This is a genomic window from Noviherbaspirillum autotrophicum (assembly GCF_000818395.1).
In the GTDB taxonomy this organism is placed as follows: Bacteria; Pseudomonadota; Gammaproteobacteria; order Burkholderiales; family Burkholderiaceae_D; genus Noviherbaspirillum; species Noviherbaspirillum autotrophicum.
Genome location: NZ_JWJG01000028.1, coordinates 1,241,956 through 1,267,872, shown reverse-complemented (window position 1 = coordinate 1,267,872; position 25,917 = coordinate 1,241,956). Strand labels below are relative to the sequence as shown.

Here is a 25,917-nt window from a genome sequence, read left to right as displayed (position 1 = left end):
CTTTGCGAGATCAATCCCGATGGTAGTAAGCTGGTGCATGACTTCCCCTCCTGGTTAGATTGAACGGTGACACCTCAATCTTGGCACTCGATGCCGTGCGACTTCAACGTCGCTTCGGGACGGGGAAGTCCCTTACATTTGAAAAACTCTGAAGCAATATCGGATCGCTATAAGTGTTAGGGCATTCAGTCGACAAAGTATCAATTTAGGCCGACTTTTCGGCTGATTGATTCAAGCGACGACTCATTACTCGACGATCCATTTGGTCTCGCAATTGATCGCCGGATTTTTCAACACAATCGGCCAATATCTGCCATTGCCCCGCGGGACTACAACCGGTCGTTCGGCAACGTGCGTAATAAATGGCGTGGCTTGTGCGCTGTAGTTTGTAAATAGGGGACACCCCCTAAATAGGGGACACCCCCGCTATTGCAGCGGAACACTGCCCCCAATGACTCCCTGCCCTAAAAGCCGCGTAAAGTCGTCTGCCGGAACCGGTGCACTAAAGAGATAGCCCTGTCCCTCGGTGCAGTGGTGTGTATGGAGAAATGACAGCTGCGCCGATGTTTCGACGCCTTCAGCAACAACTCTTTGGCCAAGGCACGTTCCCATACCGATCACGGCATTGACGATGACGCCATTACCGACACTCGATGAAATGCTTTGCACGAAGGACTGGTCGATCTTCAGCACATCAATAGGGAATTGGTTGAGATAGCTCAAGCTGGAATAGCCGGTACCGAAGTCATCAATGGCAAGTTGCACGCCGAGTTGTTTCAGTTCACGGAGGACCGCAATGCTTGAGTCCACGTTTCGCATCAGCACGCTTTCAGTCAGCTCAAGCTGAAGAAATCGCGCATCCAGGCCCGTCTCGTCCAGCACGTTACGCAGACTCTCCACGAAGTGACGATCCCGAAATTCCAGCGCAGACACGTTAACGGCCATGGTAAAGGAGTGTAATCCCTGATCGTGCCACGCCTTGGCCTGCCCACATGCCTGGCGAAGGACTATCTTTCCTATAGCGACGATCAAGCCAGAGTCTTCGGCGACGGGGATAAACGCGTCGGGAAGCATCATGCCCTTATCGGGGTGATTCCAACGAACGAGTGCTTCTGCGCCAGTCGCCATTCCTGATACCAAGTCGACCTTTGGCTGGTAATACACCAAAAGCTCGTTTCCATTGATTGCGCGACGCAGTTCTACCTCCGTGGTATGGCGCTCCACGGCTAATTCATTCATTGCTCTGTTAAAGAATTGATAGTTGTTTTTACCCATCTTCTTCGCGTGATACATGGCCGCGTCGGCGTTCTTGACCAAAGCTTCGGCGTCGTCCCCGTCGGCAGGAAACACGCTGATGCCGATACTTGTCGTGATGTGCAGCTCATGACCGGCGAGGCGGTGTGGGGCCGCGAGTGCATGGAGGATTTTTTCAGCGGTAATGGTGGCGTGCTCTGCCAGCGCATCTTCCAGTACAAGGACAACGAACTCGTCGCCACCCAAACGGCTGACGGTGTCGGAATGCCGCACCTGAGATACGAGCCGGCTGGCGACGGATTCGAGCAACTTATCGCCTACTGCGTGCCCGAGCGAGTCATTGATGTGCTTAAAGTTATCCAGATCCAGAAACAGAACGGCAAGCTGGGTGGTATGTCGCTTTGCGTAGGCAATGGCCTGCGACAGACGATCACTTAAGAGCAAACGGTTCGGCAGGCCGGTAAGGTAATCATGCTGTGCCAGGTGCGCCATTTTGTGCGCCATGGCCTTGGCTTCGGATACATCGTGAAACGTGACGACCGCACCAGTAATATCATTGTTGCGGTCAAAAATCGGTGCAATGGAGTCTTCGATGGGCGATTCATATCCATCCCGGCGCACCAATAGCGAATCAGCATGGAGGGCTAGGTTTTTCCCCTGCTCGATGACCATTTCGACCGGATTCCTTGCGCGCTGTCGCGTCTCGCCATCGATCAGATGGAAGACTTCGGCAATCGGACGGCTTTGCGCCTCGTCGCGTGACCAGCCTGTCATACGTTCCGCTTCCGCATTCAGGTATGTGACGTTGCCCGCAACATCTGTGCTCAGAACGCCGTCCCCTATCGACTCAAGGGTAACGCGCGACCTTTCCCTTTCCACGAAGAGCGCTTCCTCCACCTTCTTTCGCTGAATGATATTGCGAAGCGCCTGCGGCACCAGAGAATTCTGGTAGTGGCCTTTGCTCAGAAACCCTTGGGCACCGTGCTGCACGGCTTCGATAGCGAGGGCTTCATGCTCTTCGTCGCTAAGCATCATGATGGGAATGGGCGGGACCAGCTTGAACAGCACATCAAAGGTGTCGAGACCGTGACTGTCGGGCAAAAAGAGGGAGGCCAGAATAATATCGATGCCGCGCCTCTCCAATCGGCTTATTGCATCAGATAAATGACCGACCCACTCCGTGACAAAGGGGCCATCTCTCGCAGTAGCAAGCGTATCTTTCAGCAACTTCGCTTCTGCAGCGTCGTTAGAAATGATGAGAACCGTGTTGGCGACCATGATGCCCTTTCTAAAACAGAACCTTTCACGCCGCTTGGTAAAGAAGAACGCCAAGAATGGGAATCTTTATGACTCCATGGACTCATGCTGGTTCGTGCATCGGCTTGATACGAAGGAAAGACTGTGGAAGTTGGCGCAACAAATTATCTGACGGCATCATTATGTGGAACAGTGATAAGTGCTAAGAATGAAACGTGCCACAGGGGAAAACTATCATTCAAAACCACGGTGTCGCCACCACAGGTGGTGCAAGAAATACTCCCGAGTGCTTACATTCCAAGCGTCTGTTTTTGGAGAGAAAGGCGCTTCAGACCCGGCTCAGGCAAGTGAACAATAACCTAAAGCAATTGCAACTCCTTGCGAGTTCCGCCGTTAACCTCGCCAGAGCAGATTGCCAAGATGAAATGTCTCGTCCAGATGTGCTCGACCGAATTAAGCAAATCGGACCAGATTGATTGGCGCTCATGGGTCCAACGGTTTAGTTGGACAGGATCGTGATGAGCAGATCATGAGGCGCCTGTCCCGGGATCGAGCGGCAGCTTTTCCTTGATGAGAACTTCCGCTTCGTGCCCTGAGCCGGTCCGTCAAGGGTTTTTCACGGGTTTTCCCATCAGAGGAACGCAAGTTAGCAAGCCAACGGCTCGGCATGCCAAGCCGTTGGCAAATCTGAAGTGTGGAGTTCCTTCACCGCATCAAGGGTGCGCTGCGCCAGGCTGCATTAGCAGCCTGCCCTTGACCCGGTGGCGGAACATACCTCTACTCAGTAAGGAAACCGGCGATTAAAGTGGCGCAGAGTTGACCAGACGCGAGCCGTGCTGCTGGAGTGCTTTCAGGTATCGGGTCTCGTCATACGGGGTACGGTTCTTCCAGCAGCGATACAGGATACGGATCCACTTGATCGCAAGCGCACGAACGGCCATCGCATGTGGCTTTCCCTTCTGACGTTGCTGCTGGTAGTACGCGCCTGCCCAATAGGAACGTGGAATGGTCGAACCGGCCCATTCCACGAAGCTTTGCCGCAGAAACGTCGGACAGGCAATGCGCCAATGCACCCAGCACTTGTTGCCGCTTCGCTCGATCACCGGGGCAATACCCGCATACTGTTGCAGTTGTGCCGCACTGTTGTAGCGACCACGATCTTCACCGAACGCCACCATGAGCCTCGGTGCCTGAATGTGGCCTGCCCCCGGCAAATTGGCAAACAAGTCGTAATCCGGCAGACGCCGGGCGGTCGCGTCGATTTCGCTGTCATACTGCTGCAGGGAGTCCAGCAGGACGCGCAACTGCGCCACCAGGGTGTGCATCATCAGCCGCGCCGGGCCCACGATAGCAGGATCGTTCGTCAACGACGTGGCGACCTTGATTCCCTCAATGCGCCTGTCAATGAGATAGCCACGGCGTACTGAATGCTGATGGAAGAATTCCTCCAGTGTTACGCGTCGTGCCCGCTTGACATGCAATAGAGTCGGCCAGCGGGTCAGGAAGTCGCAGAACAAACGCGTATTACGGTCTTCAAACCAGTCTAGTACTTGCGGATAATATTGCTTGAGTGTGCTGACGAGCTGGTTTGTGATGCGCAGCGTTTGCTCAGCCAGGCCCCGGCGTGCCTCCACTAGCGCTGCGAGCGCGCGCATGTCGGTACTCTGCAGTGCAATCGGATGCAATCGCTCGGGATGGCGCAGCAAAATCTCCAGCGCAAGTTCGGCGTCGCCCGGGTCATCCTTGGCGCGACTGGGAACAAACGCCTGACGGTACGTGGCCAACGTTGATGGATGCACGGGAAACAGCACCAGGAAATCATGGCGCTGCAGGGCAGATACCAGGGGGCCGCGCGCAAGCTCGACACAGACCGCAATGCGGCCGCGAAACCGCTGATGCAAGGTGTTGGCCCAATGAGCGATGGCCTGCGGCGAGTGTTCGAAGATGCCGGATTCACGCCGCGTTGAATCCGCAGCTTGCAGGCAGAAATCGTGTTTGCGATCAGCCCAGTCAATGCCGACATAGGCACTGAAAGCCGGGTTGTTTGGGGAAGATGAATGCTTCATCATCACCTCCTGGAAGGGGATTGTGATGGGTAGGGGAAACAGACATGCAAGCTGGGCTCTGCGAAGCCAATATAGAGAGCCGGCGAAGCGGCACGCCCTGAGTATTCGTTGACGAACCCAGGCGCACCGGGGAATTCGAAACCAAAGCGGCAAACATCATGTGTTTGGGTCGACTATTCGTAATTCCCCAGTGCATGTCCTGACTTCACTGACAGCTACCTGCCAGCTGTGCCCAGTATCACGGAAACCAGGACAGACTAACTATATTTGAACCGCCCCGGCTTTTGAGGAGGCCGGTTGGTGTGAGTCAGGCCATTTCGACCTGACCGGTTAATTGCCGGTAGTAGTTTGCCTCAGCTTCTGCCGGCGGGATATAGCCAATCGGTTCCAGCAGCCGATGATGGTTAAACCAGGATACCCATTCCAGCGTTGCCAGCTCCACGGCTTCCCGCGTCTTCCATGGCGCACGGCGGTGAATCAGTTCCGCCTTGTACAACCCGTTGATCGTTTCTGCAAGCGCATTGTCGTAGCTGTCGCCCTTGCTTCCGACTGACGGCTCGATGCCGGCTTCGGCAAGACGCTCGCTGTAGCGAATCGACACGTACTGTGAGCCGCGGTCGCTATGGTGAATCAAGCCGCCTTCCCGTTCCGGCTGCCGAGCGTACAGCGCCTGTTCCAGTGCGTCCAGTACGAAGTCCGTCTGCATTGAACTGCTGACCCGCCAGCCGACAATGCGCCGGGCGAACACATCGATCACGAAGGCCACGTACACGAATCCCTGCCAGGTCGAGACATAGGTGAAGTCCGATACCCAGAGCTGATTTGGACGCGTCGCCTTGAACTGCCGGTTGACACGGTCCAGCGGACATGGCGCTGCCTTGTCGGCTTGCGTAGTACGCACTGCCTTGCCTCGTATGACGCCGCGCAGGCCGCACTTGCGCATGAGTCGCTCCACCGTACAGCGCGCCACGTCGCTGCCTTCGCGGCGCAGTTGCTTCCAGACCTTGTCCGCCCCGTAAACCCGCATGTTGGCATGCCACACACGTTCAATGTGGGGAATCAAGGCTTCGTCACGCTTGGTGCGTGCGCTTCTCAACATCGGATTGCGACACCGGGCGGCATGGCGCCAATAGGCCGACGGGGCGATCTGCATCACTTCACAGAGCGGCTCGACCCCAAAGGTCTCCCGGTGCTCGTCGATGAATGCCTTTATGATTTCGATCGGCGGTCGAGCTCCGCCTGGGCGAAATATGCGCTGGCCAGGCGCAAAATCTCGTTGGCACGGCGCAATTCCTTGACTTCCCGCTCCAGCGCTTTAACCCGTTCCTGCTCGGTCGTGGTTGCCCCCGAACGCTGGCCGGTATCACGCTCTTGCTGGCGAACCCAGCGCCGCAACGTCTCTGCCGTGCAGCCAATCTTGCCCGCAATCGATTCAATCGCCGCCCACTGCGATTCGTATTGCTCCCTGCTCTCGAAGACCAGGCGCACTGCGCGCTCCATGATCTCCGGCGAATATCTTGTTGATTTCTTCTTCATGGCACCATTTTCTCAAATATTGGAGCCTCCTCGATTTCCGGGGCGGTTCAAGCCGATATACGCGCTTGACATTGATCGTCCATCCTTCCCGCTTGAGCAAGACGTGGATGCGGCGATAGCCGAAACGCCGGCGCTGGCTGGCAATGGCCGCGATCCGTTCTCCCAATTGGTTATTGCTGCCGGACTTGGGCTGGTAGCGTAAAACGGAAGTGGAAATGTTCATCAGCCCACAAGCACGGCGCTCCGACAGCTGCCATTCTGCCTTCAGAACGGCAACCGCTTCGCGCCTGGCTTGTGGGCTTACCACTTTCGGGACACGACGTCTTTCAGTGCGGCGTTGTCGAGCAGCACGTCGGCCAGCAGACGCTTGAGCCGGTTGTTCTCTTCTTCCAGCGCCTTGAGTCGTTTGGCGTCGGAAACCTCCATGCCGCCGAACTTGGCTTTCCATTTGTAATACGAAGCGTCGGAAAAGCCGTGCTTGCGGCACAGCTCTGTCACTGGCATGCCGGCATCGGCTTCCTTCAGAAAGCCAATGATCTGCTCGTCGGTAAACCGCTTCTTCACGTTCGTTCTCCCTTTCGAAAACGAACTTTACTAGATCCCGATTGGCACTCTTTATTGGGAACACATCACCTTAAGCTTTTACGCGCATCATATAATTATTTCCCAAAAGAAAAAGTTAGTTCCATATCAACTTGGCTGCATGCCTTCGCACAAAATTTCGCCCTCGTGGCTGCCGCGACATCTGCTGCTGGCGACTCACGTTCATTGAGGACCGGTTATTTTTGGGCGGCTATTTAGGAAATACGTACGCGTAGCCATTCTGTATTGACATCCGCTTACTGTAGAACGAAGGGGAGAAATGTGAGTCCGTTTAACCGTCGCACGGCGATTAGAATTTCGGCGGTAAGTCTGCTGCTCGCGGCAATCGCCAGCTCAATTGCCTGGTTTGTAGCCCGCGAAAATGCTGAAGAAAGCACAGTGTCGTTGGCGGTGGAAGAGTCGCGGCGTTTGCTTGATCATTTCGATGCCACCACATTGTCCGGGCTAAATGCCCAAGCGCGCGCGCAGGCCGCCGCAAGCGTGATTGCTGGCGGCTTATTCGACATCGCTGAGATATACGATGCACGTGGTAACAAAATGGTCGAGGCGATGACTGAGGATGGGCAGGTTGTAGAAGACCGATTGCCTAAGCACCAACGACCTCAATACACACGCGCTTCATATGAAAGTCTGGACGTCGGAGGGCGCTGGTTGCTACGGGTATTCGTACCATTGCAAAGCCCACCCGGTCAGGGCGCCATTACTGGCTATTTCGAAGGCGTTCGTGTGGTATCCGACTGGCAGCGCCAGCAGATTCGTGACGACTCGCTCGCTGCGGCATTCATCGCATGCCTTGCTTCTATATTATGTGGTGCCGCGATCTATCCGGTAGTGGTGCACTTATCCAGGGAAAATGAAAAAAAAGCCCGGGAGGTGCTGGAGTCGCATATCTCAATCATGGAAGCGATGGGGCGTGCGATTGCTAAGCGCGATTCCGACACTGGAGCGCACAACTATCGCGTGGCTTGGATTGCCGCTGCAATTGCTGAGGAACTAGAACTCGACAGAGTAGCGATGCAATCGCTGATCGTCGGTAGTTACCTACACGACGTTGGAAAGATAGGCATCCCTGACGCGATCTTGCTTAAGCCCGGCAGGCTGGATGAAGACGAATTCCGCATCATGCGACTGCACGTGCAGCAGGGAGAGGACATCGTATCCGGAATCGGTTGGCTGGATGGCGCAAATGCTGTGGTATCCGGGCACCATGAGAAGTGGGATGGTTCAGGCTATCCGCGCAGGATTGCCGGCGAAGCCATCCCGCTTGCCGCGCGTATCTTCGCTGTTGCCGATGTCTTCGACGCACTCTGCTCGCGTCGCCCCTACAAGGAGCCAATGACCTTCGACGAGGCGATGGAAATCATGGAAAAAGACACTGGCAGTCATTTCGACCCAGTGGTCATGAGCGTATTCAAACCGATTGCCCGCATAGTGTACGACCGGCTTGCACTTTGCAATGAGGAGCAGGCGCGCGCCCTGCTGAAGGCGCAAATCCGCCTGCATTTTGGTGTCTGATAATGGTCAACGCTTTATATACTGGTGCGGAGTATGTTGTCGGGATATTCAGCTTGGCTGCAATCCGTATGGCATCTTAAGCGCAGCGCCCACAAGCACGCGCCGACTTCTCTTATCGCCGCCCCACCTTCTACCATAGTGACCAACGAAGCTCTGTAAAACAGCTCCAGCACCAATGTTCCCAACAGGAAAGGCAGAACTACCGCTTGTTTCCGCAATTATGAATGACGCTATTCAGATCGCAGAGCCAGTAGGAGTGGCAACGTCGAGTAGAAGTGCTTAATTGACCGGTCCCGCCGGAACGGATAGGTTGCGACACTGACGGGCAATTTTGTTACCACAAGGAATATTGTGCGTAAAATGAGCTAGCTTCATGATCCCACTTGGTATTGAAATGGATTGCCACTTGAAATTGAATCCGACATTTCACCTGTTCACGCTTGTCCTTGTAGCTGCACTCAAAATGCGTGCTGCAAGTCAAGAGCTGTTCGTAAGGCAATCCATGGAAGTGAGCCTATGATCAAGCGGAATGGTGTTTACAATTTCTTTACACTCCACAGCAATTTCTCTACGCTCTTTTTTCTCCGCTTCCATTAAGCTCTGTACCCTGGATTAAGGGGTAGGACATGAACTACGGGGCAAAAACGAAAGCGCAGTCATATGGCGTGGCGGTTGCCGCATGTGTCGCTACCGCCGCCATCGCGTCACTGCTACAGGAGTTTCTCGATTCGGCCAACATCGTGATGATTTTCCTGCTCACGGTGTTTCTCACTGCGCGCTGGCTCGGGCGCGGACCCGCGGTAATGGCAGCCTTTCTCTGCGTTGCGCTGTTCGACGTGTTCTTTGTTCCGCCGCGATTTTCATTCGCCGTCAGTGATGTGCAGTACCTCGTCACTTTCGCCGTGATGCTCGCTGTAGGCCTTGCAACGGCGGGATTGACCGCCGGACTGCAGCAGCAGGCTGAAGCCGCGCGGCAGCGGGAGTTGCAGGCGCAAGGGCTCTATGAACTGGCACGCGAACTGTCCGGAATCGTCAGCATGGAGCAACTGGCAGAGCCAGTCGACCGCTATCTTGCGCATCTGAGATGTATGGCGAGCCTGCACTTGCTTGATGATCGCGGACACTTTCCTTCGCTCGGTTCCCGGCCGGTCCAGCTCCGGTTCGCCATCATGGCCATGCAGCAGCAGCGAGCGATGGAGATGGATGCAGGGGATAACCTGTCCTGGCTCGTTCTTCCGCTCAAGGGCGCTACCCGCATGCGCGGCGTGATGATCCTGTCTTCACGGCACCCGATGGTGGTCAACGACGACCATCAGCTCGTCGGTGCAGTGGCGTCGCTGGTCGCCCTGACCTTGGACCGGCTGCACTATGTTGAGGTCGCGCACGCCAGCCAGCTCGAAGTCAGCGCCGAACGGCTGCGCAGCTCGGTGCTGTCGGCACTGTCGCATGACCTGCGCACGCCACTGACCGCCCTGGTCGGCATGGCCGATACCCTCGCGCTGAGTGCGGAGCCGATGCGCCTGGAGGCACGCAGCATGGCCGCCGCTATCAGGGAACAGGCCCGCGACATGGGGCGTCTTCTCAGTAATCTGCTTGACATGGCAAAACTGCAGGCGGGTAAGGTGCAGCTGAATAGGGAATGGCAACTGATCGAGGACGTAGTGAGCAGCAGCCTGAACCTGATGCGAACCGTTCTGGCCGGCCACAAGCTGACCGTGGAGTTGGTGCCGAATATGCCGCTGGTGGAATTCGACGCAGTGCTGCTGGAGCGAGTGCTGTGCAACTTGCTCGAGAACGCGGCCAAATATTCACCGCCTGGCACGCAAGTGCAGATCCGTACGTTCGTGGACAATGAGCAGGTCGGTCTGTCTGTATGCGACCGGGGACCGGGCTTTCCACCTGATCAGATCGACCGAGTATTTGGCATGTTCGAGCGTGGGCAACAAGAATCCTCAACGCCTGGCGTCGGGCTAGGACTGGCGATCTGCCGCTCCATCGTGGAAGCGCACGGCGGGACCATCGAGGCAGCCAACAGGACGGGAGGCGGTGCATGCGTGAACGTGCGACTCCCCAGGGGAAAGCCACCTGCCATCGAGGACGAAACGGCGGAAGCCGACGAGGAGGCGAAACCGTGAGCGCACCTATGCAAGTCCTGTTGATCGAAGACGAACCGCAGATCCGGCGCTTCGTGCGCATTGCGCTAGAAAACGACGGCTGGCGCGTACATGAAGCGGGTACCGGCGAGCGCGGTTTGATCGAAGCCGGCACTCGACAGCCAGACATGTTGATCGTCGACTTGGGCCTACCCGACATGGAGGGTGTGGACCTCGTCAGGGAATTCCGCTCCTGGTCGGACGTCCCGGTTCTAATCCTGTCCGCCCGGAGCGAAGAGCGGGAAAAAGTGGAGGCGCTTGATGCCGGCGCAGACGATTATCTAACCAAGCCCTTCGGCGTCGCGGAACTTTCCGCTCGCGTGCGCGCCTTGCAACGCCGCCGCCTACGGGCCCATGAGACGGCGCCTGCAATACGGTTTGGACCGGTCGAACTGGATCGCTCCAGACGCACCGTTGAGCGTGACGGCAAGCCAGTTCATCTGACCCAAATCGAATACCGCCTGCTGTGCGTGCTTGCGGCCAACGCCGGGAAGGTTATGACTCATCGCCATCTGATGCAGGAAGTCTGGGGACCAAACCATGGCGAACGTGGTCACTACCTGCGCATCTACATGAGCCGACTGCGGCAAAAGCTGGAAACCGATCCAGCACAACCCGTCCATTTCGTCACCGAAACCGGTGTCGGTTACCGTTTCCAGATATGAAAGCCAATATTCCCAAGGTCTTACCGACGTCGCCCCGTTCCGACGAGGGCTTCTTGAACCCGGGCCATCACAAAAGCAGCCTTGCCGTGCTGACCGTTGCCGCCCTCGGCATCGTCTACGGCGACATCGGCACCAGTCCGCTGTATGCGTTGAAGGAAGTATTCTCGGAAGAGCATGGATTGCCCCTCACGCGGGACAACCTGCTAGGCGTCGTGTCGCTGATCCTGTGGGGCCTGACGATCGTCGTTTCACTGAAGTACGTCACGCTCATTCTGCGCGCCGACAATCGCGGAGAGGGCGGCATCATGGCATTGGTCGCGCTGGCACTCAAATCGGTCGGCGCGCGTTCGCGCTGGTTCGGGCCGCTGGCCATCGTCGGCCTGATCGGCGCGGCGCTGTTTTTCGGGGATGGCGTCATCACGCCGGCAATTTCGGTCCTGTCCGCGATCGAGGGGTTGGAAGTCGCCACGCCCGCACTGAAGCCTTACGTCGTGCCTCTGACGGTGGTGGTCCTCGTCATGCTGTACGCGATCCAGCGCAAGGGAACGGCAGGCATCGGGAAATGGTTCGGCCCTGTTGTGCTGGTCTGGTTCGCCGTGCTCGCTGCAATGGGGGGCATCAACATCGTCGCGCATCCCGACATTCTTGCGGCGCTCAATCCACTGCATGCGCTGCGTTTTCTTGTGCACAATGGCTGGCTCGCATTCCTGGCGCTGGGCGCCGTCGTGCTGGCATTTACCGGTGCCGAGGCGCTGTATGCCGATATGGGGCACTTTGGGAAAAAGCCGATTCGGATCGCATGGTTCACGGTAGTATTCCCCGGCCTGGCGCTAAATTACCTCGGGCAGGGCGCGCTGCTCATGTCAGCTCCGGACGCTCTGTCTAATCCGTTCTACCGAATGCTCGGCTCATGGAGCGTCTATCCGCTGGTCGTGTTGTCGACCATGGCAACCGTGATCGCTTCCCAAGCGACCATTTCAGGCACCTTTTCAATCACCCAGCAGGCGATCGCGCTTGGCTACCTGCCGCGCATGCGCATCGTCTACACATCCGAGCGAGAGATGGGACAGATCTACGTTCCCTTCGTCAACTGGCTGCAATTGACAGCCGTGGTGCTGGCAGTAGTCGGCTTCGGTTCGTCGTCGAATCTCGCGTCTGCGTATGGCATTGCTGTGACCGCGACCATGCTGATGACCACAATCCTGACCTTTTTCGTTATCCGCTACGGCTGGAAATACAATGCATTGCTGGCATGGTTGGCGACCGGATTTTTCATCGTCATCGACCTCGCATTTTTTTCCGCCAATACTCTCAAAATACTCCACGGCGGCTGGTTTCCGCTGGTACTGGGTGCAATCGCCATGCTGGTCATGCTTACTTGGCAGCAGGGGCGCGGTCTGGTCTATGACAATCTGCGGCAGCATACCGTGCCGCTGGAGGACTTTCTCGAATCCCTGTTCATGGGCGAGCCGATACGGGTCGCCGGCACCGCTATTTTCTTCCGTGCGGAAGGCGACGGTGTGCCGCACGCGATGCTCCACAACCTCATGCATAACAAGATCCTGCACGAGCGAACAGTGTTCCTGACGATCCGCAACGCGGACATTCCCCGCGTGCCGGCTTCGGAACGCGTGAAAGTCGAAAACCTTGGCCATGACTGCTACCAGATCGACATACATTACGGTTTTATGGATGAGAGGGACATCCCGGCGGCACTGGGCCTGTGCAAGAGTTTCGGGCTGGAGTTCGACCCGATGCAAACTTCTTACTTTATCTCCCGACAGAACGTGATTCCCCGGGTGGGCAGTGGGATGGCACTTTGGCGCGAGGCGCTCTTTGCCACGATGTCACGCAATGCACGCGACGCCGCGGATTTCTACCGCGTGCCGGCGAACCGGGTGGTAGAGCTGGGAACGCAGGTCGAGATCTGAGGACGGTGTAGACAGCGCATGTGACCTTTGTTTAAATTGGCTGCGCTAACGCACTGCCACCAAAACGTTGCCGAAATATCTCTTGCGGTGGGCGTCTGCTCTCCGCAACTTTAACCGGCCGCTATGGATCGATTCTGCGAGATTACTGATTAAATCTGAATGGCTGCTCTAAGCGTGTTATCACCCATTCAAGGAAATCGGCACACTATGGGATTCCTTTCAATTGAAATGGGAGGAAACCATGAAACGAACCTTCAAAAAGCGGCAACGCATATCCCTTGGAACAAGGGGAAACTGGTAGGCCAGAAAGCGCCTCTGCGCCTGAAGGAGATCTGGGCGATTCGCATACGACTGCAGATGGAGCAGCGGACCCGCGATTTAGCGCTGTTCAATCTGGCGATCGACAGCAAGTTGCGTGGATGCGATCTGACTGGATTAAAAGTAAGTGCCGTCGCACAAGGAAACCGGATACTGCCGCGTGCGATCGTGATGCAGCAGAAGACCAAGCGCCCGGTCCAGTTTGAGATCACCGAGCAAACGCGAACGTCGTTAGCGTCCTGGATGGAGAAGGCCCACTTGGCCGGCAACCAGTTCCTGTTTCCGAGCCGGCTTACGAGCTCTCCCCACCTGTCGACAAGGCAGTACGCACGAATTGTCGAATCCTGGGTGAAGTCGATTGGTCTGGATCCGTCACCGTATGGCACTCACACCATGCGCCGGACAAAAGCTACGCTGATTTACCGGAGGACCAAGAACCTGCGTGCGGTGCAGCTCTTACTCGGCCATACAAAACTGGAGAGCACCGTCAGGTACCTTGGGATAGAGGTCGATGGCGCGCTTGAAATTGCTGAACAGACCGAGGTATAGCGGTGGGCCGCGAGTTCACATCGGCTTGATTCCAACGGAAACGCATCATGTCAGCTTCGTGGACGCAATCAGTCACAAGTTGGATTGTGTCCACGGACGAGCTGCGGCCAAATGCGGACAGTGAGGGCAATGACTCAGTACCCAGAAGCAGCCTTTCAGGCTGCCACTGGCATGCACTTATTTGTTGTTTCATTATGTTTCGCCGCCAACATAAGACCGCATAACACAGAAAAACAACAAAGAACTGAACGCTCCCTGCTAATACAGGGTTTCAACAATTGATTGACATCAAGTAATTTGGATAGTCGGTAGACTGTTGCTTTCCCAAGGATGCTTACCTCTTCTGTCTCAGCGAGTGGTGTCATGCGTCAAGTTACTTTCGTTGAAGCCCTTCTATGCGTAACAACCAGCCTGTCACCACCACTGAATATCGCATTCGCCCTGATCAATCCCTGATTTCCCGTACCGATACCAAAGGCAAGATCACCTACGTTAACAGTGACTTCGTTGCAGTAAGCGGATTTGTTGAAGAAGAGCTGCTCGGCGCGCCGCACAATATCGTGCGGCACCCCGATATGCCGGCAGAAGCATTTGACGATCTCTGGCAATGTCTGAAAGCGGGGCAGGCATGGACCGGCATGGTCAAGAACCGGCGTAAGAATGGCGATTATTACTGGGTGCTGGCCAACGCCACGCCGATCTGGGAAAACGGCAGGGTCGCAGGCTATACGTCGGTACGCACAATGCCTACTCAAGAGCAAATCACTGCGGCCGACCAGGCATACCGTCTCTTCAAGCGTGGCCAGGCATCTGGCTTGGCTGTTCGGCATGGCCAGGTCGTCAGGACCGGCATTCTCGGAGGGCTTGGCGCATTGCGGCAGTTGAAGATCGGCGGACGCATCAACCTGGCGCTGGTTGTCATGAGCCTCCTCATGGCCGCGGTGAGCGTCGCAGCGATTGTCGGCTTGCGTCAGTCCAACGCCAGCTTGGCGGAGGTGTACAACGACAGAACTGTGCCAATTACCCAGATCGACACCATTATCCGGTTACTCAACCGCAGCGATATTGCCGTGCTGGAAGCGATTGCCAGCGGCAGCCCGGATGATGCTAAGGAAGCCAAGCGCCATGTCGAGGAGAACGCCAAGAGCATCGATGACACTTGGGCTGCGTACCTGAAAACAAACCTGACGCAAGAAGAAAAGCGTCTCGCAGATAAATTTTCGTCCGATTATGCGCAGTACACCAAAGAAGGCTTGAATCGTGCAACAGCCGCGCTGGGTGCTGGAAATGTGGAAGATGTCAAGAAGCTGCATGCGAGCTCGATGAAACAAACCTTCGTTGCGCTCCGCTCAGACGTCAATGACTTGATGAAATTGCAAACGCAACTCAGCCAGGAGGCGGCTGCAACAGCCGATGCGCGCTACCGCTCCATGCTGGCCTTCGTGATTGCGGCGCTCGGTGTGGCGATTGCCTTTTCGGTCGGTGCTGCAGTCTATTTATCCCGCGTTATCGTCCGCCCCTTGGTGCGAGCAGTGGGCTTGACCAAACAGATTGCCGCCTGCAACCTGGCCAATGACATCAACGTCGAGTCAAATGACGAGGTGGGGCAGCTCTATCACGCGCTGAACGTCATGCAGCATAGTTTGAGTAACATCGTCGCCGGCGTTCGGCGCAACGCAGAACAGATTGCCGGAAACGCATCAGAAATTGCCGCCGGCAACGCTGATCTTTCAGCGCGCACTGAAAGCCAGGCATCGAGCCTGGAAGAGACGGCGGCGAGCATGGAAGAATTGACATCGACCGTGAAGAATAATGCCGACAATTCCAACAGCGCGCGCCAGTTGATTCATGCCGCACGCGACATGGCGGAAGAAGGCGGTGTGGCTATGGGCCGCATGGTTCAGACCATGGATTCGATCAGCACGACTTCCAAGCGCGTGACCGACATCATCGGCGTGATCGATGGCATTGCGTTCCAGACCAATATCCTGGCACTTAATGCCGCCGTGGAGGCGGCGCGCGCCGGCGAGCAGGGTCGCGGTTTCGCCGTGGTGGCGAGCGAAGTGCGCACGCTGGCGCAACGGTCTGCACAGGCAGCCAAGGAGATCAAGGATCTCATCAGTTACTCGGTGGCGCAAATCGATACAGGGTCTGCAGAGGTAGTGCACGTGCAGGAACGGATGGAACAGATCGTGAAGGGTGTGCAGCAAGTGACTGATCTGATGGGCGAAATCGCTGCGGCGTCGCAGGAGCAAAGTAGCGGGATCGGACAGGTCAATGAAGCTGTGATGCAAATGGATCATGTGACGCAGCAAAATGCTGCCTTGGTCGAGCAGGCATCGGCAGCCGCAGAGGAACAGCAGCGTCGTAGCCGGGAATTGATGCAAGAAGTCGCCGTATTCAAGCTGGATGCAGCGTACCAGACGACCTCCGCCAAAGGGGATCGTGCAATCGTCCAGCTCCCACGCGTTAAACGGGTGGCATCGGCGCCAACGCCTCGCAGGTTGTCACGTTGATTCTTGCTGAGAATTGCCAAACCACTGCTTTCCAGGCGTCGAAGGACGGCCCCAACCGTGAGACTGGCGCGTAGCGCTACTGGAGAGAGCGGGCCTTGAATGCGGCTTCTCTAAAAATGAATGGCCGTATATGGCCCCCTCCTCGTTTGCGAACAATTCGTCTTTGGCGTCGAGGTACGACTGCGCACGTATCTCCGGTCTCTGACTGCTTGCTCGCTTTGGAGCAGGACCATAATGGGCTTTCGCGCGCTGACTCCCCATTGCTTTCTCGGACTGGTACGCCATAGCCATTCTCGGGTTCTTTCAGCGCCGGTTCGACCTGTTGGCCATCAACGGCTTGTATTGCAATCGTGACGGTGATTTACTCCTTTGTTGCTACAGATCTGCCGTTACTCATTCAGCCTGGCGCTCGTACGCTGTCTCTATAGTTACTTCGGTTGTTTCTGATTCCGGCAACGTCCGTAATTGTGCGCTTTTTTGCCGCTGATTATGAGCACCGGTCTGGCCGCCACGCGCAGTTCCTTGCCTATATGGTTGTCCAGTGTCGGCAAGTCTTGCTGGGGCAACGATGCGTAGGCAGGATTGCTGCCGTCGCACAGCATCAGCAGTTGCGTGGCGTGCGGATGGTCGTGCCGCCCTTGGCTTTCCTACCAGCGCATCACACTGTTTCAGAAAAAGCCTGGTCATATCCCTGCTGGTTCCGAGGTTCACGCCACTCTCGCAAGAATCAACAAAGCCGCACCCCGCGTACCGCAAATGCATGGTGCGGTAACAGTGCGGTTGAGGAAGCGTCCCGTGCGCTGGGCCGGCACGCCTATGGCGCAGTCCCCTCCGAGGCGATCAGCCAGCCTGATTCAGGCGCTTCCAAAGCGTTGTGCGCGACATACCAAGGCGCCGCGCGGCTTCAGCCTTATTTCCCCCCGATTCTTCCAGCACCTTCTGTATCAGCATCCACTCGGCTGTATCGTCCCCCGTTGTGCGGTAATAGTGCGTCAGCCCGCCGGCCGTCGCGAATGGCGCCGCTTGTGGCGGCGCTCCGGCGACCACTTCGCTCGGCAGATCCTTCGGCCGAATCGTTGTACCCGCGGCATGAACCACGGCATACTCGAGCGCATTGAAGAGGTGCCTGACGTTTCCCGGCCAGTCATAGGCCTCGAGTGCGATCGTGGCCTCCGGTGACAGTGTCAGATCGGGCCGTCGGTAACGTTCTGCCAGGTTGCTCAGCAGCTTGCTGATGAGTAGCGGTATGTCCTCGCGACGTTCGCGCAGTGGCGGCACGTCCAGTGGCAGCACGCGCAGCCGGTAAAAGAGGTCCTCGCGAAACTCGCCCCGTTTCACCATGGCGGCAAGATCGCGGTGGGTGGCGGCGATGACTCGCACGTCGACTTTGCGCGGACGGTTCTCGCCGACGCGGACGATTTCGCGCTCCTGCAGCACCCGCAATAACTTGGTCTGGGTGGCGGGCGATATCTCGCCAATCTCGTCCAGCAGCAGCGTGCCGCCGTTTGCGGCTTCGAAGCGCCCCGGGCGCGCCGCGATGGCTCCGGAAAAGGCGCCCTTGGCATGGCCGAATAGTTCCGATTCGAGCAGGGTCTCCTGCAGCGAGGCGCAATGCACTGCGACATATTCGCCCTTTGCGCGTGACGAATTGTCATGCAGCGCGCGCGCCACCAGCTCCTTACCGACACCGCTTTCCCCGGTGATCAGGACGTTAGCCTCGCTCGCCGCGGCGCGCAGCACTTTCTGGTAGAGGTCCTGCATGGTCCGGCTGCGCCCGGTCAGTCCGCCAAGCTGCCAGCGCTCGCGGATCTGCTTTTCCAGCGCCATCTCGCGCGAGCAGTCGCGCAGGATGATCGCGTACGACATCGCGGACTCGTTCGGCGGCAGCCGCATGGCCCACATGCGTAGCGAAATCTCCTCATCATCCGGCAATTTCAGCGTGACGTCCTGGCTCTTGCGGCCGTCTTCCTGCGTCGGCATCAGCGAACAATTTCCCCTGATCTCGCATTCGCGGGCGCAGGTGGTCCCGGCGAAGTGCGATGGACACAGGCTTCCGATAAAGGACTCGTCGGCCTGGCCCAGCATGCGCCTGGCCGCAAGATTCATTTGCAGCACTCGGCGCTCGCCATCCAGAAACAGGACGCCTTCCTCCAGGTTGTCGAGAAAGACCCGCAGCGTCATCAGGTTTTGCATTCCATCCCCCGTTCAACATGAACGTTCAGGCTGAACGTTCAGTGAGGGTGATGAGTATAGTGCAAGTTGGGCTTTCAACTGAGAAATATTTATAGATCAATGGCTTGCGGGAGTGGCATGGTTTTCGCTAAAGAAACGTGTGATCTGACAACTTAACATCCATGAGTGTTTGATCGCAAGAACCATTTATCTGATTGGAAAAACGAAAATGAAAGTGAAAACCCTGATTGCTGCTGTCACCTTGCTGGCGAATGCCGGCGCCGTCTTTGCAGGCGATGTCGACCCGTTTGTCGACTTCACCCATGTCGTATCGAGCAAAACCCGTGCGGAAGTCATCGCGGAAATGCGTGAGGCCGCGGCCAAGGGCGAAGTGACACGCAACATCGAGCATGTCGACTTCAGTAATGTCGCGTCAACCAAGACACGGGAAGAAGTGCGCAACGAAGCGATCCTGGCAGCCAGGAGCAGGAACCCCCGAACCACTGCCGACGTCGGCCGTTGAATGCAGGTAAGTGCGCGAGAGCTCGCCCGATGCTCGTCTTAAAACGGGCAAGGATGGTTCTCGCCGCGCCTGTCAAACCCCGCGGCGGTTTGCCGGCCACGCAAAACCGCCCTGAGCATTCACCGTTTGTGATGAAGAATTGAAGTTGAACACCATGCCTTTCGTATTTTCCGCCCTTGCCTCGATCGAGGCACTCGGCCCGCACGGACGGGCAGTTAGCCCAACGCCGATGCCCGGTCCTTGCGCGACAAGCTGATCGCCTTGCCAGGGCGGCCCGGCTGTTGATGCGCTCGTTTGCCGACGCAGCCACCTCCAAAAACTGATCCAGCTCGACCGCGCCGCCGTGGTTCTTCCGAGGCCGGTGCGGCGGGCATGAAAAATACAAGAGAGAACGACTTATGTTGCAGCAAATTGCCTGGCCAGTTTCACTCGCGCTCATGATCCTGCTGGCTATCGGATTCATGTTCGTTGCCCTCAAATCCGGCAGGCGCGCCGACGATTACACGCCGATGCAGGTGCGCGCCTATCGCATCCGCACCAAGCTGTTCTGGGGACTGGTGCTGGTGCTGGGGCCGACGATGGTCTACAACCTGGCCGATCTGCCGTACAGCGCCAGTTATGCCCGCCCTGCCGAGTCCGGCGCGCAGGCCATGGTCATCGACGTCAAGGGGCATCAATGGCGCTGGGAATTGAGCCGCAATCGCGTCGCCGTCGGTCAACCGGTGGAGTTCCGCGTCACCAGCGCGGACATCAATCACGGCTTCGCCATTTACGACCCGGACATGCATCTGGTGGCCCAAACCCAGGCGATGCCGGGCTACACCAACAAGCTCAACTACACCTTCAGGAAGAAAGGCACCTACAAGATTTTGTGCCTGGAGTACTGCGGTATCGCGCACCACAACATGATGACCGAAATCGACGTCGGCGGCCTGTAGAAAAGGAAACAGACATGCATAGTTATATTCTCAAGCGCGAGCGCGGCGCGGACCGCAGCGTGCTGGCCTACTTGGTCACCGCAGCCGCCGTGCTGCTGCTGATGATGAGCTTCGGCCTGCTGATGCGACTGGAGCAGGCCCAACTCATCGACTTGGGTGCGATCCGGTTTTACCAGCTCATGACGCTGCACGGTGCCGGGATGGTGGGCATCGCCGGCATCGCCGGTGCCGCCGTCATGTGGCACTTCCTACAGCAATACGTCAATCTATCCAAAGGCATATTCATTGCCAATCTGGTCCTGTTCCTCGGCGGCGTTGTCATGATCCTGGCGAGCGTCCTGCTCGGGCGCTTCCACGGCGCCTGGACCTTCCTCTACCCGATGCCGGCAAAATCGATGGGCATGTGGAGTACGGGAGCGGCGGCCCTGTTCATGGGAGGACTGCTAGTGATCGGCGTCGGCTTTCTGTTGATGCATCTCGATGTAGCCCGCGCCCTCATTGCCCGCTACGGCAATTTCGCCCGTGCGCTTGGCTGGCCGCAATTGTTCGGCACCGATGACAGCGAGGCGCCGCCGCCGACGGTGGTCGCCAGTGCGATGGTAACGATCGTCAATGTCATTGGACTGGTGGTCGGCGCCAGCATCCTGACCATGATGCTGGTCAACCTCTACGTCCCGAGCTTTGAAATCGACCCGCTGCTGGCGAAGGGCATGATCTACTTCTTCGGCCATGTCTTCATCAATGCGACGATCTACATGGCGGTGATCGCGGTCTATGAAATCCTGCCGCGCTACACGCAACGTCCGTGGAAGGCCAACAAGGTCTTCCTCGCTTCGTGGACAGCCTCGACGCTGATGGTGATTTTCATTTTTCCGCACCATCTGTTGATGGACTTCGCCTTTCCGAAGTGGATGCTGATCATGGGGCACGTCATCGGCTACCTGAACACGTTTCCGATCCTGGTGGTGACCGGCTACGGCGCCCTGATGATCGTGTTCCGTTCCGGTATCCGCTGGGATGCGGCTTCCAAACTGCTGTTTATCTCGCTCTTCGGTTGGGCGGCGGGCGCCATGCCAGCCTTCATTGACGGCACCATCACGGTGAACTTGGTGATGCATAACACGCTCTGGGTGCCGGGCCACTTCCACACCTACCTGTTGCTCGGTATGGTGGCGATGGTATTCGGTTTCATGTATTACCTCGGCAAGCCGCACCAGAAGGCCGAAGATAGCTTCATCGACCGCATCGCATTCTGGGGGTTTACTGTCGGCACGCTTGGCTTCACGCTGTCTTTTCTCTATTCGGGCAAGGAAAGCGTCGCCCGCCGCTACGCAGTGCACCTGGCGCAATGGGTCCCCTACGACCGCATCGGTTCGATGTTTGCGGCGCTGGTGGTGGCCTCGTCGATACTGTTCGTTATCCGCTTCCTCTCCCGTCTGGCCCTGGCCGGGCGTGACTACCCGCGCGCCTCGCTGCCGCATGGAACGGCGGCATGAAGCTTGCCAGGCGCAGCGTTGCCATCGGGGCGCTGGTGACCGTTCTCGGCATTGGCGTCCTGTGGCAGGGCACTGACGGCTTTACCGCCTTCACGGCCGAAACTGCGCGGCGCGAGGCACTCTTACGCGCACCGCGATCGCTTCCCGTCGTGGTGCTCGAAGACCAGGACGGGCGCATCTTTGACTTGCAGGATTACCAGGGACGGCTGCTCGCGGTGGAGTTCATCTATACGCGTTGCAGTGCCGTCTGCAGCACCCTCGGCATGGCCTTCAAGCAGATACGCGACCACGTTCCGCAGCAAGCCCTCGGGCGCGACTTCGCGCTCCTCAGCATCAGTGTCGATACGGAGGCGGATACGCCTGGTCGCCTCAAGGCCTACGCCGACGCCTATGGCGCCGACGGCAAGCGCTGGCGCGTGGCGCGGGTGCGTAACACCGCGGAGCTCAAGCCCCTGCTCGATGCCTTCGGCATCGTCGTGATTCCCGACGGGCTGGGCGGTTTCGAGCACAACGCGGCCATCCACTTGCTTGGCCGTGACGGCAAGCTGGCGCTGATTAGGGACATCAATGAACCGATCCCCTTCGCCGAAAAGATCATGCAATGGTTATGACCGCTTCCCTGTTGCCTAATGGCCGCCATGGGCGTTTTAGCGTCGCAACACTGTATCTGTTGCTGGCGACACCGGCGGCCCGTTCCTGGCTCGAAGCGAGCATGACCGGCCACATGTTGCTGCAAATTCCGCTGCTCACAGCCATCGGCATCGTGTCGTCCCGCCTGCTGCTGGAGCGCTGGCAAAACGCGCTGCTCGCAGCCGTGGGCGGCGCAATACCGTGCGTGTTAACGGCGCTCTTCGTCTCCAGTTACTGGATGCTGCCGCGTGCGCTGGACGCTGCTTTGGCGAGCCCGCTGGTTGAGACCGCGAAATTTCTCAGCCTCCCGATGCTCGTCGGACTACCTCTCGGACTTGCCTGGAAGCGGCTCCATGTCATTGGCCGGGGTTTTGTATGGACCAACTTCATCAGCATGCTGGCGGTGCTCGGCTGGCTCTACATCGTTGCACCCGTGCGGCTCTGTAACAACTATCTGGTGGATCAACAAGGGCAGGCAGGATGGTGGATGGTGAAACTCGCACTGCTGCTGTTTGCCTGGTGGCTCGGCAACTTGTTCGTCGGTGACAGTTCGGCGGCAGGGGAGCCAGGCACGGCAAGCCAGGACGTCAATCAATCCCATACAAAACTGGCTTGAATCAGGAAAAGGACATGGACCATATTAGTCCAGCAAGAGTCATGGAAGAGGTCGAAGCCGCCAGCACGAAGAAGGCTGCCCTCAGCACGCGGGCCCTGCTGCTTATGGGTTTTTTCTCCGGTGCGCTGCTCGCTTACGCGACCTTCCTCGCCTTCAAGGCGGCGGAAGGTTTCACCACAGGGGCCGCAGCACTGATTTCAGGCGTCGCTTTTTCGGTGGGCTTCGCCATGATTGTATTGCTCGGGCCGGAGCTTGCCACCGGCAACTTCACCGTCCTGACAATCGGCACCGTACGGGGCAAAACGACCTGGGCCGAGATGTTGCGCAATTGGGGGTGGATGTATCTTGGAAATTTTCTGGGCTGCGTATTTCTCGATTTTCTGCTGCTGTTGACGTTCACCGAAAGTTGACCCCTCTGCCAAGCCAACAATCTGCAGCCAAGCATGAGCCGCCGTGGAAATTGTTGGGATACTCAGCGCGGTCGCCGAGTCCTTCTTCAGCAGCTTGAAGAAGGAACGCATTCGAAAGCGCATCTACAAAACACGCGATTTGGCACATGCTGACATCTTCGATGACATCGAAGTCTTTTACAATCGAACCCGACGCCACAGCCATTTGGGCCACGTCAGTCCGGAGGCGTTTGAACGCGCCTCAATGTGAGGTCTGAATTTGTCTACCGTTCCGGGGGGAGTCCACTTTACTTTCACCGCTTCAATGGGCATTGCTGAGTTCCAATATCCAGAAGACGTATCGAAAACGATTTCAACAGCAGACCAGGCTCTTTATCGTGCCAAGAATACCGGCCGAAACCGGGTGGAATTGGGGTGGAAATCGGAGGGTGCGCTCTACACATCGCTGCGAAGAAAGCATGATGGATTTCGGGAACACCAGCGCTGCACAATGAACTAGCTGAAAGCAACATGCTTGCTGCACTGTCCGTCGATCCCGCTACGATAGTGCGCTTCATCGCTGATAAGGCCGGTTACTCGTATGCTGGAAGCCGCATTTGTTCCTGCTGGTTAAAGCGACTATCGCGCAATTGCTGGATTGCCGACTGGCGTTCCGTATCCAACGTGTTGGCGTTAAGCAGTTTGCTGCGTTCGGCCAGATAGTCCGAGATACGACTTTTCCATGCAGCCTCGTCGCGGTCCACCTCGGCAAGGCGCGCCGCTGCTTCAGGGGTGAGCGCGGCGGCACGCATGCGATACACATCGTCATCGCTGGCCCCGTTTGTCCGTAGTTGCTGCACCGATTCTTCCAGTTTGACAACGGCCAGTGGCGCCTCTTGTTCCTTGCGCAATTCGGGCGGCATCGCCATATCCAACGCAGCCAGCTTTTCCTTCTTTTGCTCGTCCGTCAGCGTTTTATTCTGGGCGATTTCATACTGCTCAACGTTATACCGGTCGTACGCATCCTCCAAGCCGAACATCGCCTGCACTTCTTCGGGACTGAAAAATCGCAGGCGCGATTGCCGGATCGCCTCCAGGCGCGCCTTGATCGCATCGATCCCGTTGCCGGCGACACCGGCCTGCAAGTCCTTTTCCACCGTGATCAGGTCGCGTTTGAAATCCAGGTACCGGGCCAGCAGCTGCTTGGCTTGCGCGGCTGCGTTTGGTTTCAGGCGCTGGTCCAGTTGGCGCTCGATTTCCGCGCGAATTTCGTCCAGCGATTTTTCACCAAGCGCCGCCAGATAGTAATCGAACATGCGCGGCAGCTCCGCATCGACTACGAGTTGGTCGTCGGGAGCGATTGTGACTTTGCCATCCGGGCGGGTGCCCTCCATCGATTTGACGAAGGAAAACAGATTGTCTTCGCCGCGAGGTTGGAGTTCCACCGTGGGTTCGGGCCGTGTCAGCCATTCAGTGAAAAAAATGGCGGCGGCCAAAGCCACCGCCACGCCAAGATATACCTTGCGAGTTTTCATTGGCGCACTCTATTCGGCATTACAGGCCAAGGCTTTGCAGGCGATTGGCATGCTGGCGATAGAGCGTCTTCGGATTGGTTTCGAACAGATTCACGATACCGGCCGTCTGGTTCACCTCGTCCAAGTGATTCATCCCGTAGTCGTCGCGAATGACCTTGCCCAGATGGCTGGAGCAGCTCGCGACCATGCCATCATTCTTGGCGCCGCCGAACGCAGCCGATGTCAACAGCAGCCATGGATCGACGACGTCCAGCACATTGGTATAGGAACTGCCGCCGCTCCAGGAGAAGTAGCGCACGCCGTTGACTTGATACGCGCCTTCGCCACACGCAGTGGTCGGCACGCCTTCAGGATGGGCTGCATTGAACTTTGCCGAGCCGGCAGTACTGAGCGACATGGCGGCAGCCCAAGAACTCTGCGGAAGCGTCGGGTTGCCCGACAGCCAGTTGATCATGCTGGACAGGCCATTGGTGACCGAGGTCAGCACGGCATTGGACAGCGAGCCCGGCGGAGCGACGTGGACCAGGATATCGGCCACCGCGGAACCCTTGTTGACGCCGCCGACGGACGTGACCGAAGCCACCAGGTCCGGCCGCACCGATGCGACGTAGCGTGCGGTCGGACCGCCGTGGCTGTGGCCGATCAGGTTGACCTTGGCGGCGCCAGTGGCTGCCAGGATTTGCTTTACCTGGGTTAGCAACTGTTCACCGCGTACTTCCGTGCTGTTGGCGGCAGACACCTGTGTCACATAAACCTTGGCGCCATCGGCCGTCAATGCCGACGGAATGCCGTACCAATAGCCGAACGGACCGATGTTATCGAAGCCGAACAGCCCGTGAACGAGCACGATCGGGTATTTGGTTTGGGTGTAGCCGAGCGCCCAGGACTGGGCCGGCAAAATACAAAAGGCAAAAAAGGCTGCGGACAGCCATCTGCATAGCTGGGTTTTCATCGTTGTCTCCATGAATTGGCATTAATTACAACCTTTGCTGCCTTTTTGGCAGTCTGTTTTATCTCTCCGCTTCTCTAAGAGCGGTGTTCCAAGCCATCGGGGTGGTTTTAGTACTCTTACTCTACGCCAGATCACGGCACTGCTTGAACTGGTGCATGAACAACTTGGCACGAAACGATTCTCTGTCCAAATTTGTTTAAAAACAATACACACCGCAATATTTTTGTTGACTCCGGAGGTTACTGTTGGCCTCCGAGGTCATTGGCGCTGGCCGAGACTAATGGAATGGTCGCCCCTTCTTAA

Annotated in this window: 19 protein-coding genes, 2 pseudogenes and 1 other annotated feature; of the genes and pseudogenes, 14 read left to right on the top strand and 7 right to left on the bottom strand. The window is 57.3% G+C overall.

The features are described from left to right. Nucleotides 1-426: 426 nt before the first annotated feature. The 4 genes and pseudogenes from TSA66_RS07110 to TSA66_RS27650 all read right to left on the bottom strand — a co-directional run. Nucleotides 427-2,586 carry a putative bifunctional diguanylate cyclase/phosphodiesterase gene (locus TSA66_RS07110; RefSeq protein ID WP_232429422.1) on the bottom strand — a complete coding sequence of 720 codons (2,160 nt, stop codon included), beginning with the start codon at nucleotides 2,584-2,586 and terminating at the stop codon, nucleotides 427-429. Between the two features lie 725 nt (nucleotides 2,587-3,311). Further along, on the bottom strand, nucleotides 3,312-4,577 hold the full coding sequence (locus TSA66_RS07105; RefSeq protein WP_040038531.1) for an IS110 family RNA-guided transposase: 1,266 nt from the start codon (nucleotides 4,575-4,577) through the stop codon (nucleotides 3,312-3,314). Nucleotides 4,578-4,884: 307 nt separating this feature from the next. Then, nucleotides 4,885-6,113 (bottom strand): IS3 family transposase gene (locus tag TSA66_RS07100; RefSeq protein ID WP_094298971.1). Its coding sequence is split into 2 segments (ribosomal slippage): nucleotides 4,885-5,828 and nucleotides 5,828-6,113, totalling 1,230 coding nucleotides; the frame shifts between segments, so codons are not numbered across the junction. Continuing rightward, nucleotides 5,716-5,832: a sequence feature (AL1L pseudoknot), on the bottom strand. (Overlaps the previous gene by 117 nt.) 49 nt (nucleotides 6,114-6,162) lie before the next feature. Beyond that, nucleotides 6,163-6,677, bottom strand: a pseudogene (locus TSA66_RS27650) (transposase); the annotation flags it as partial. A gap of 300 nt (nucleotides 6,678-6,977) precedes the next feature. Here TSA66_RS27650 and TSA66_RS07080 point away from each other — a divergent pair. The 6 genes from TSA66_RS07080 to TSA66_RS27990 all read left to right on the top strand — a co-directional run bounded on the left by TSA66_RS07080 (nucleotide 6,978) and on the right by TSA66_RS27990 (nucleotide 16,363). Further along, entirely contained in the window at nucleotides 6,978-8,231 is a 1,254-nt protein-coding gene (locus TSA66_RS07080) for an HD-GYP domain-containing protein (RefSeq protein WP_040039524.1), read from the top strand. 626 nt (nucleotides 8,232-8,857) lie between these two features. Continuing rightward, on the top strand, nucleotides 8,858-10,366 hold the full coding sequence (locus TSA66_RS07075) for a DUF4118 domain-containing protein (RefSeq protein WP_040039523.1): 1,509 nt from the start codon (nucleotides 8,858-8,860) through the stop codon (nucleotides 10,364-10,366). 8 nt (nucleotides 10,367-10,374) lie between these two features. Further along, nucleotides 10,375-11,049, top strand: coding sequence for a response regulator (locus TSA66_RS07070; RefSeq protein WP_040039522.1), 675 nt, complete (start codon nucleotides 10,375-10,377; stop codon nucleotides 11,047-11,049). Beyond that, entirely contained in the window at nucleotides 11,046-12,980 is a 1,935-nt protein-coding gene (locus TSA66_RS07065) for a potassium transporter Kup (RefSeq protein WP_084199398.1), read from the top strand. The genes TSA66_RS07070 and TSA66_RS07065 overlap by 4 nt, the downstream gene beginning before the upstream one ends. 228 nt (nucleotides 12,981-13,208) lie before the next feature. Next, nucleotides 13,209-13,847, top strand: coding sequence for a tyrosine-type recombinase/integrase (locus TSA66_RS07060; protein ID WP_052452626.1), 639 nt, complete (start codon nucleotides 13,209-13,211; stop codon nucleotides 13,845-13,847). Between the two features lie 395 nt (nucleotides 13,848-14,242). Continuing rightward, nucleotides 14,243-16,363, top strand: coding sequence for a methyl-accepting chemotaxis protein (locus TSA66_RS27990; RefSeq protein ID WP_052452168.1), 2,121 nt, complete (start codon nucleotides 14,243-14,245; stop codon nucleotides 16,361-16,363). An 840-nt stretch (nucleotides 16,364-17,203) separates the two neighbouring features. Here TSA66_RS27990 and TSA66_RS07050 read toward each other — a convergent pair. Next, a complete protein-coding gene (locus TSA66_RS07050; RefSeq protein ID WP_040039521.1) occupies nucleotides 17,204-18,556 on the bottom strand; it encodes a sigma-54 interaction domain-containing protein in 1,353 nt (450 codons plus the stop codon). A gap of 208 nt (nucleotides 18,557-18,764) precedes the next feature. Here TSA66_RS07050 and TSA66_RS07045 point away from each other — a divergent pair, with 208 nt between their 5' ends. The 8 genes and pseudogenes from TSA66_RS07045 (at nucleotide 18,765) to TSA66_RS26055 (ending at nucleotide 23,647) form a co-directional block, all read left to right on the top strand. Beyond that, entirely contained in the window at nucleotides 18,765-19,058 is a 294-nt protein-coding gene (locus tag TSA66_RS07045; protein ID WP_040039520.1) for a DUF4148 domain-containing protein, read from the top strand. 398 nt (nucleotides 19,059-19,456) lie between these two features. Beyond that, nucleotides 19,457-19,996, top strand: coding sequence for a cupredoxin domain-containing protein (locus TSA66_RS07040; protein ID WP_040039519.1), 540 nt, complete (start codon nucleotides 19,457-19,459; stop codon nucleotides 19,994-19,996). Nucleotides 19,997-20,010: 14 nt separating this feature from the next. Beyond that, nucleotides 20,011-21,492 (top strand): cbb3-type cytochrome c oxidase subunit I, encoded by a 1,482-nt coding sequence (locus TSA66_RS07035; protein WP_040039518.1) that lies wholly within the window; start codon nucleotides 20,011-20,013, stop codon nucleotides 21,490-21,492. After that, entirely contained in the window at nucleotides 21,489-22,103 is a 615-nt protein-coding gene (locus TSA66_RS07030; protein WP_040039517.1) for an SCO family protein, read from the top strand. The genes TSA66_RS07035 and TSA66_RS07030 overlap by 4 nt, the downstream gene beginning before the upstream one ends. Further along, nucleotides 22,100-22,738 carry a hypothetical protein gene (locus TSA66_RS07025; RefSeq protein ID WP_198358733.1) on the top strand — a complete coding sequence of 213 codons (639 nt, stop codon included), beginning with the start codon at nucleotides 22,100-22,102 and terminating at the stop codon, nucleotides 22,736-22,738. The genes TSA66_RS07030 and TSA66_RS07025 overlap by 4 nt, the downstream gene beginning before the upstream one ends. Nucleotides 22,739-22,779: 41 nt before the next feature. Next, a complete protein-coding gene (locus TSA66_RS07020; RefSeq protein WP_052452167.1) occupies nucleotides 22,780-23,148 on the top strand; it encodes a formate/nitrite transporter family protein in 369 nt (122 codons plus the stop codon). Nucleotides 23,149-23,154: 6 nt separating this feature from the next. Next, nucleotides 23,155-23,398 (top strand): annotated as a pseudogene (locus TSA66_RS07015) (IS3 family transposase); the annotation flags it as partial. A 9-nt stretch (nucleotides 23,399-23,407) separates the two neighbouring features. After that, on the top strand, nucleotides 23,408-23,647 hold the full coding sequence (locus TSA66_RS26055; RefSeq protein ID WP_269748366.1) for a GGDEF domain-containing protein: 240 nt from the start codon (nucleotides 23,408-23,410) through the stop codon (nucleotides 23,645-23,647). A gap of 73 nt (nucleotides 23,648-23,720) precedes the next feature. Here the strand turns inward: TSA66_RS26055 and TSA66_RS07010 are convergent, their stop codons facing one another. Together TSA66_RS07010 and TSA66_RS07005 are read right to left on the bottom strand one after the other, a co-directional pair. Then, complete coding sequence (locus TSA66_RS07010; RefSeq protein ID WP_040039515.1) at nucleotides 23,721-24,662, bottom strand: lipase secretion chaperone; 942 nt, start codon at nucleotides 24,660-24,662, stop codon at nucleotides 23,721-23,723. A gap of 19 nt (nucleotides 24,663-24,681) precedes the next feature. Continuing rightward, on the bottom strand, nucleotides 24,682-25,614 hold the full coding sequence (locus TSA66_RS07005) for a lipase family alpha/beta hydrolase (RefSeq protein ID WP_040039514.1): 933 nt from the start codon (nucleotides 25,612-25,614) through the stop codon (nucleotides 24,682-24,684). Nucleotides 25,615-25,917 lie beyond the last annotated feature (303 nt).

Coding starts and splice junctions, on each gene's coding strand:
- TSA66_RS07040 (WP_040039519.1), top strand. CDS start 19,457: ATGTTGCAGCAAATTGCCTGGCCAGTTTCACTCGCGCTCATGATCCTG.
- TSA66_RS07010 (WP_040039515.1), bottom strand. CDS start 24,662: ATGAAAACTCGCAAGGTATATCTTGGCGTGGCGGTGGCTTTGGCCGCC.
- TSA66_RS07030 (WP_040039517.1), top strand. CDS start 21,489: ATGAAGCTTGCCAGGCGCAGCGTTGCCATCGGGGCGCTGGTGACCGTT.
- TSA66_RS27990 (WP_052452168.1), top strand. CDS start 14,243: ATGCGTAACAACCAGCCTGTCACCACCACTGAATATCGCATTCGCCCT.
- TSA66_RS07065 (WP_084199398.1), top strand. CDS start 11,046: ATGAAAGCCAATATTCCCAAGGTCTTACCGACGTCGCCCCGTTCCGAC.
- TSA66_RS07035 (WP_040039518.1), top strand. CDS start 20,011: ATGCATAGTTATATTCTCAAGCGCGAGCGCGGCGCGGACCGCAGCGTG.
- TSA66_RS07075 (WP_040039523.1), top strand. CDS start 8,858: ATGAACTACGGGGCAAAAACGAAAGCGCAGTCATATGGCGTGGCGGTT.
- TSA66_RS07025 (WP_198358733.1), top strand. CDS start 22,100: ATGACCGCTTCCCTGTTGCCTAATGGCCGCCATGGGCGTTTTAGCGTC.
- TSA66_RS07005 (WP_040039514.1), bottom strand. CDS start 25,614: ATGAAAACCCAGCTATGCAGATGGCTGTCCGCAGCCTTTTTTGCCTTT.
- TSA66_RS07070 (WP_040039522.1), top strand. CDS start 10,375: ATGCAAGTCCTGTTGATCGAAGACGAACCGCAGATCCGGCGCTTCGTG.
- TSA66_RS07020 (WP_052452167.1), top strand. CDS start 22,780: ATGGAAGAGGTCGAAGCCGCCAGCACGAAGAAGGCTGCCCTCAGCACG.
- TSA66_RS07050 (WP_040039521.1), bottom strand. CDS start 18,556: ATGCAAAACCTGATGACGCTGCGGGTCTTTCTCGACAACCTGGAGGAA.
- TSA66_RS07060 (WP_052452626.1), top strand. CDS start 13,209: ATGGGAGGAAACCATGAAACGAACCTTCAAAAAGCGGCAACGCATATC.
- TSA66_RS07045 (WP_040039520.1), top strand. CDS start 18,765: ATGAAAGTGAAAACCCTGATTGCTGCTGTCACCTTGCTGGCGAATGCC.
- TSA66_RS07105 (WP_040038531.1), bottom strand. CDS start 4,577: ATGAAGCATTCATCTTCCCCAAACAACCCGGCTTTCAGTGCCTATGTC.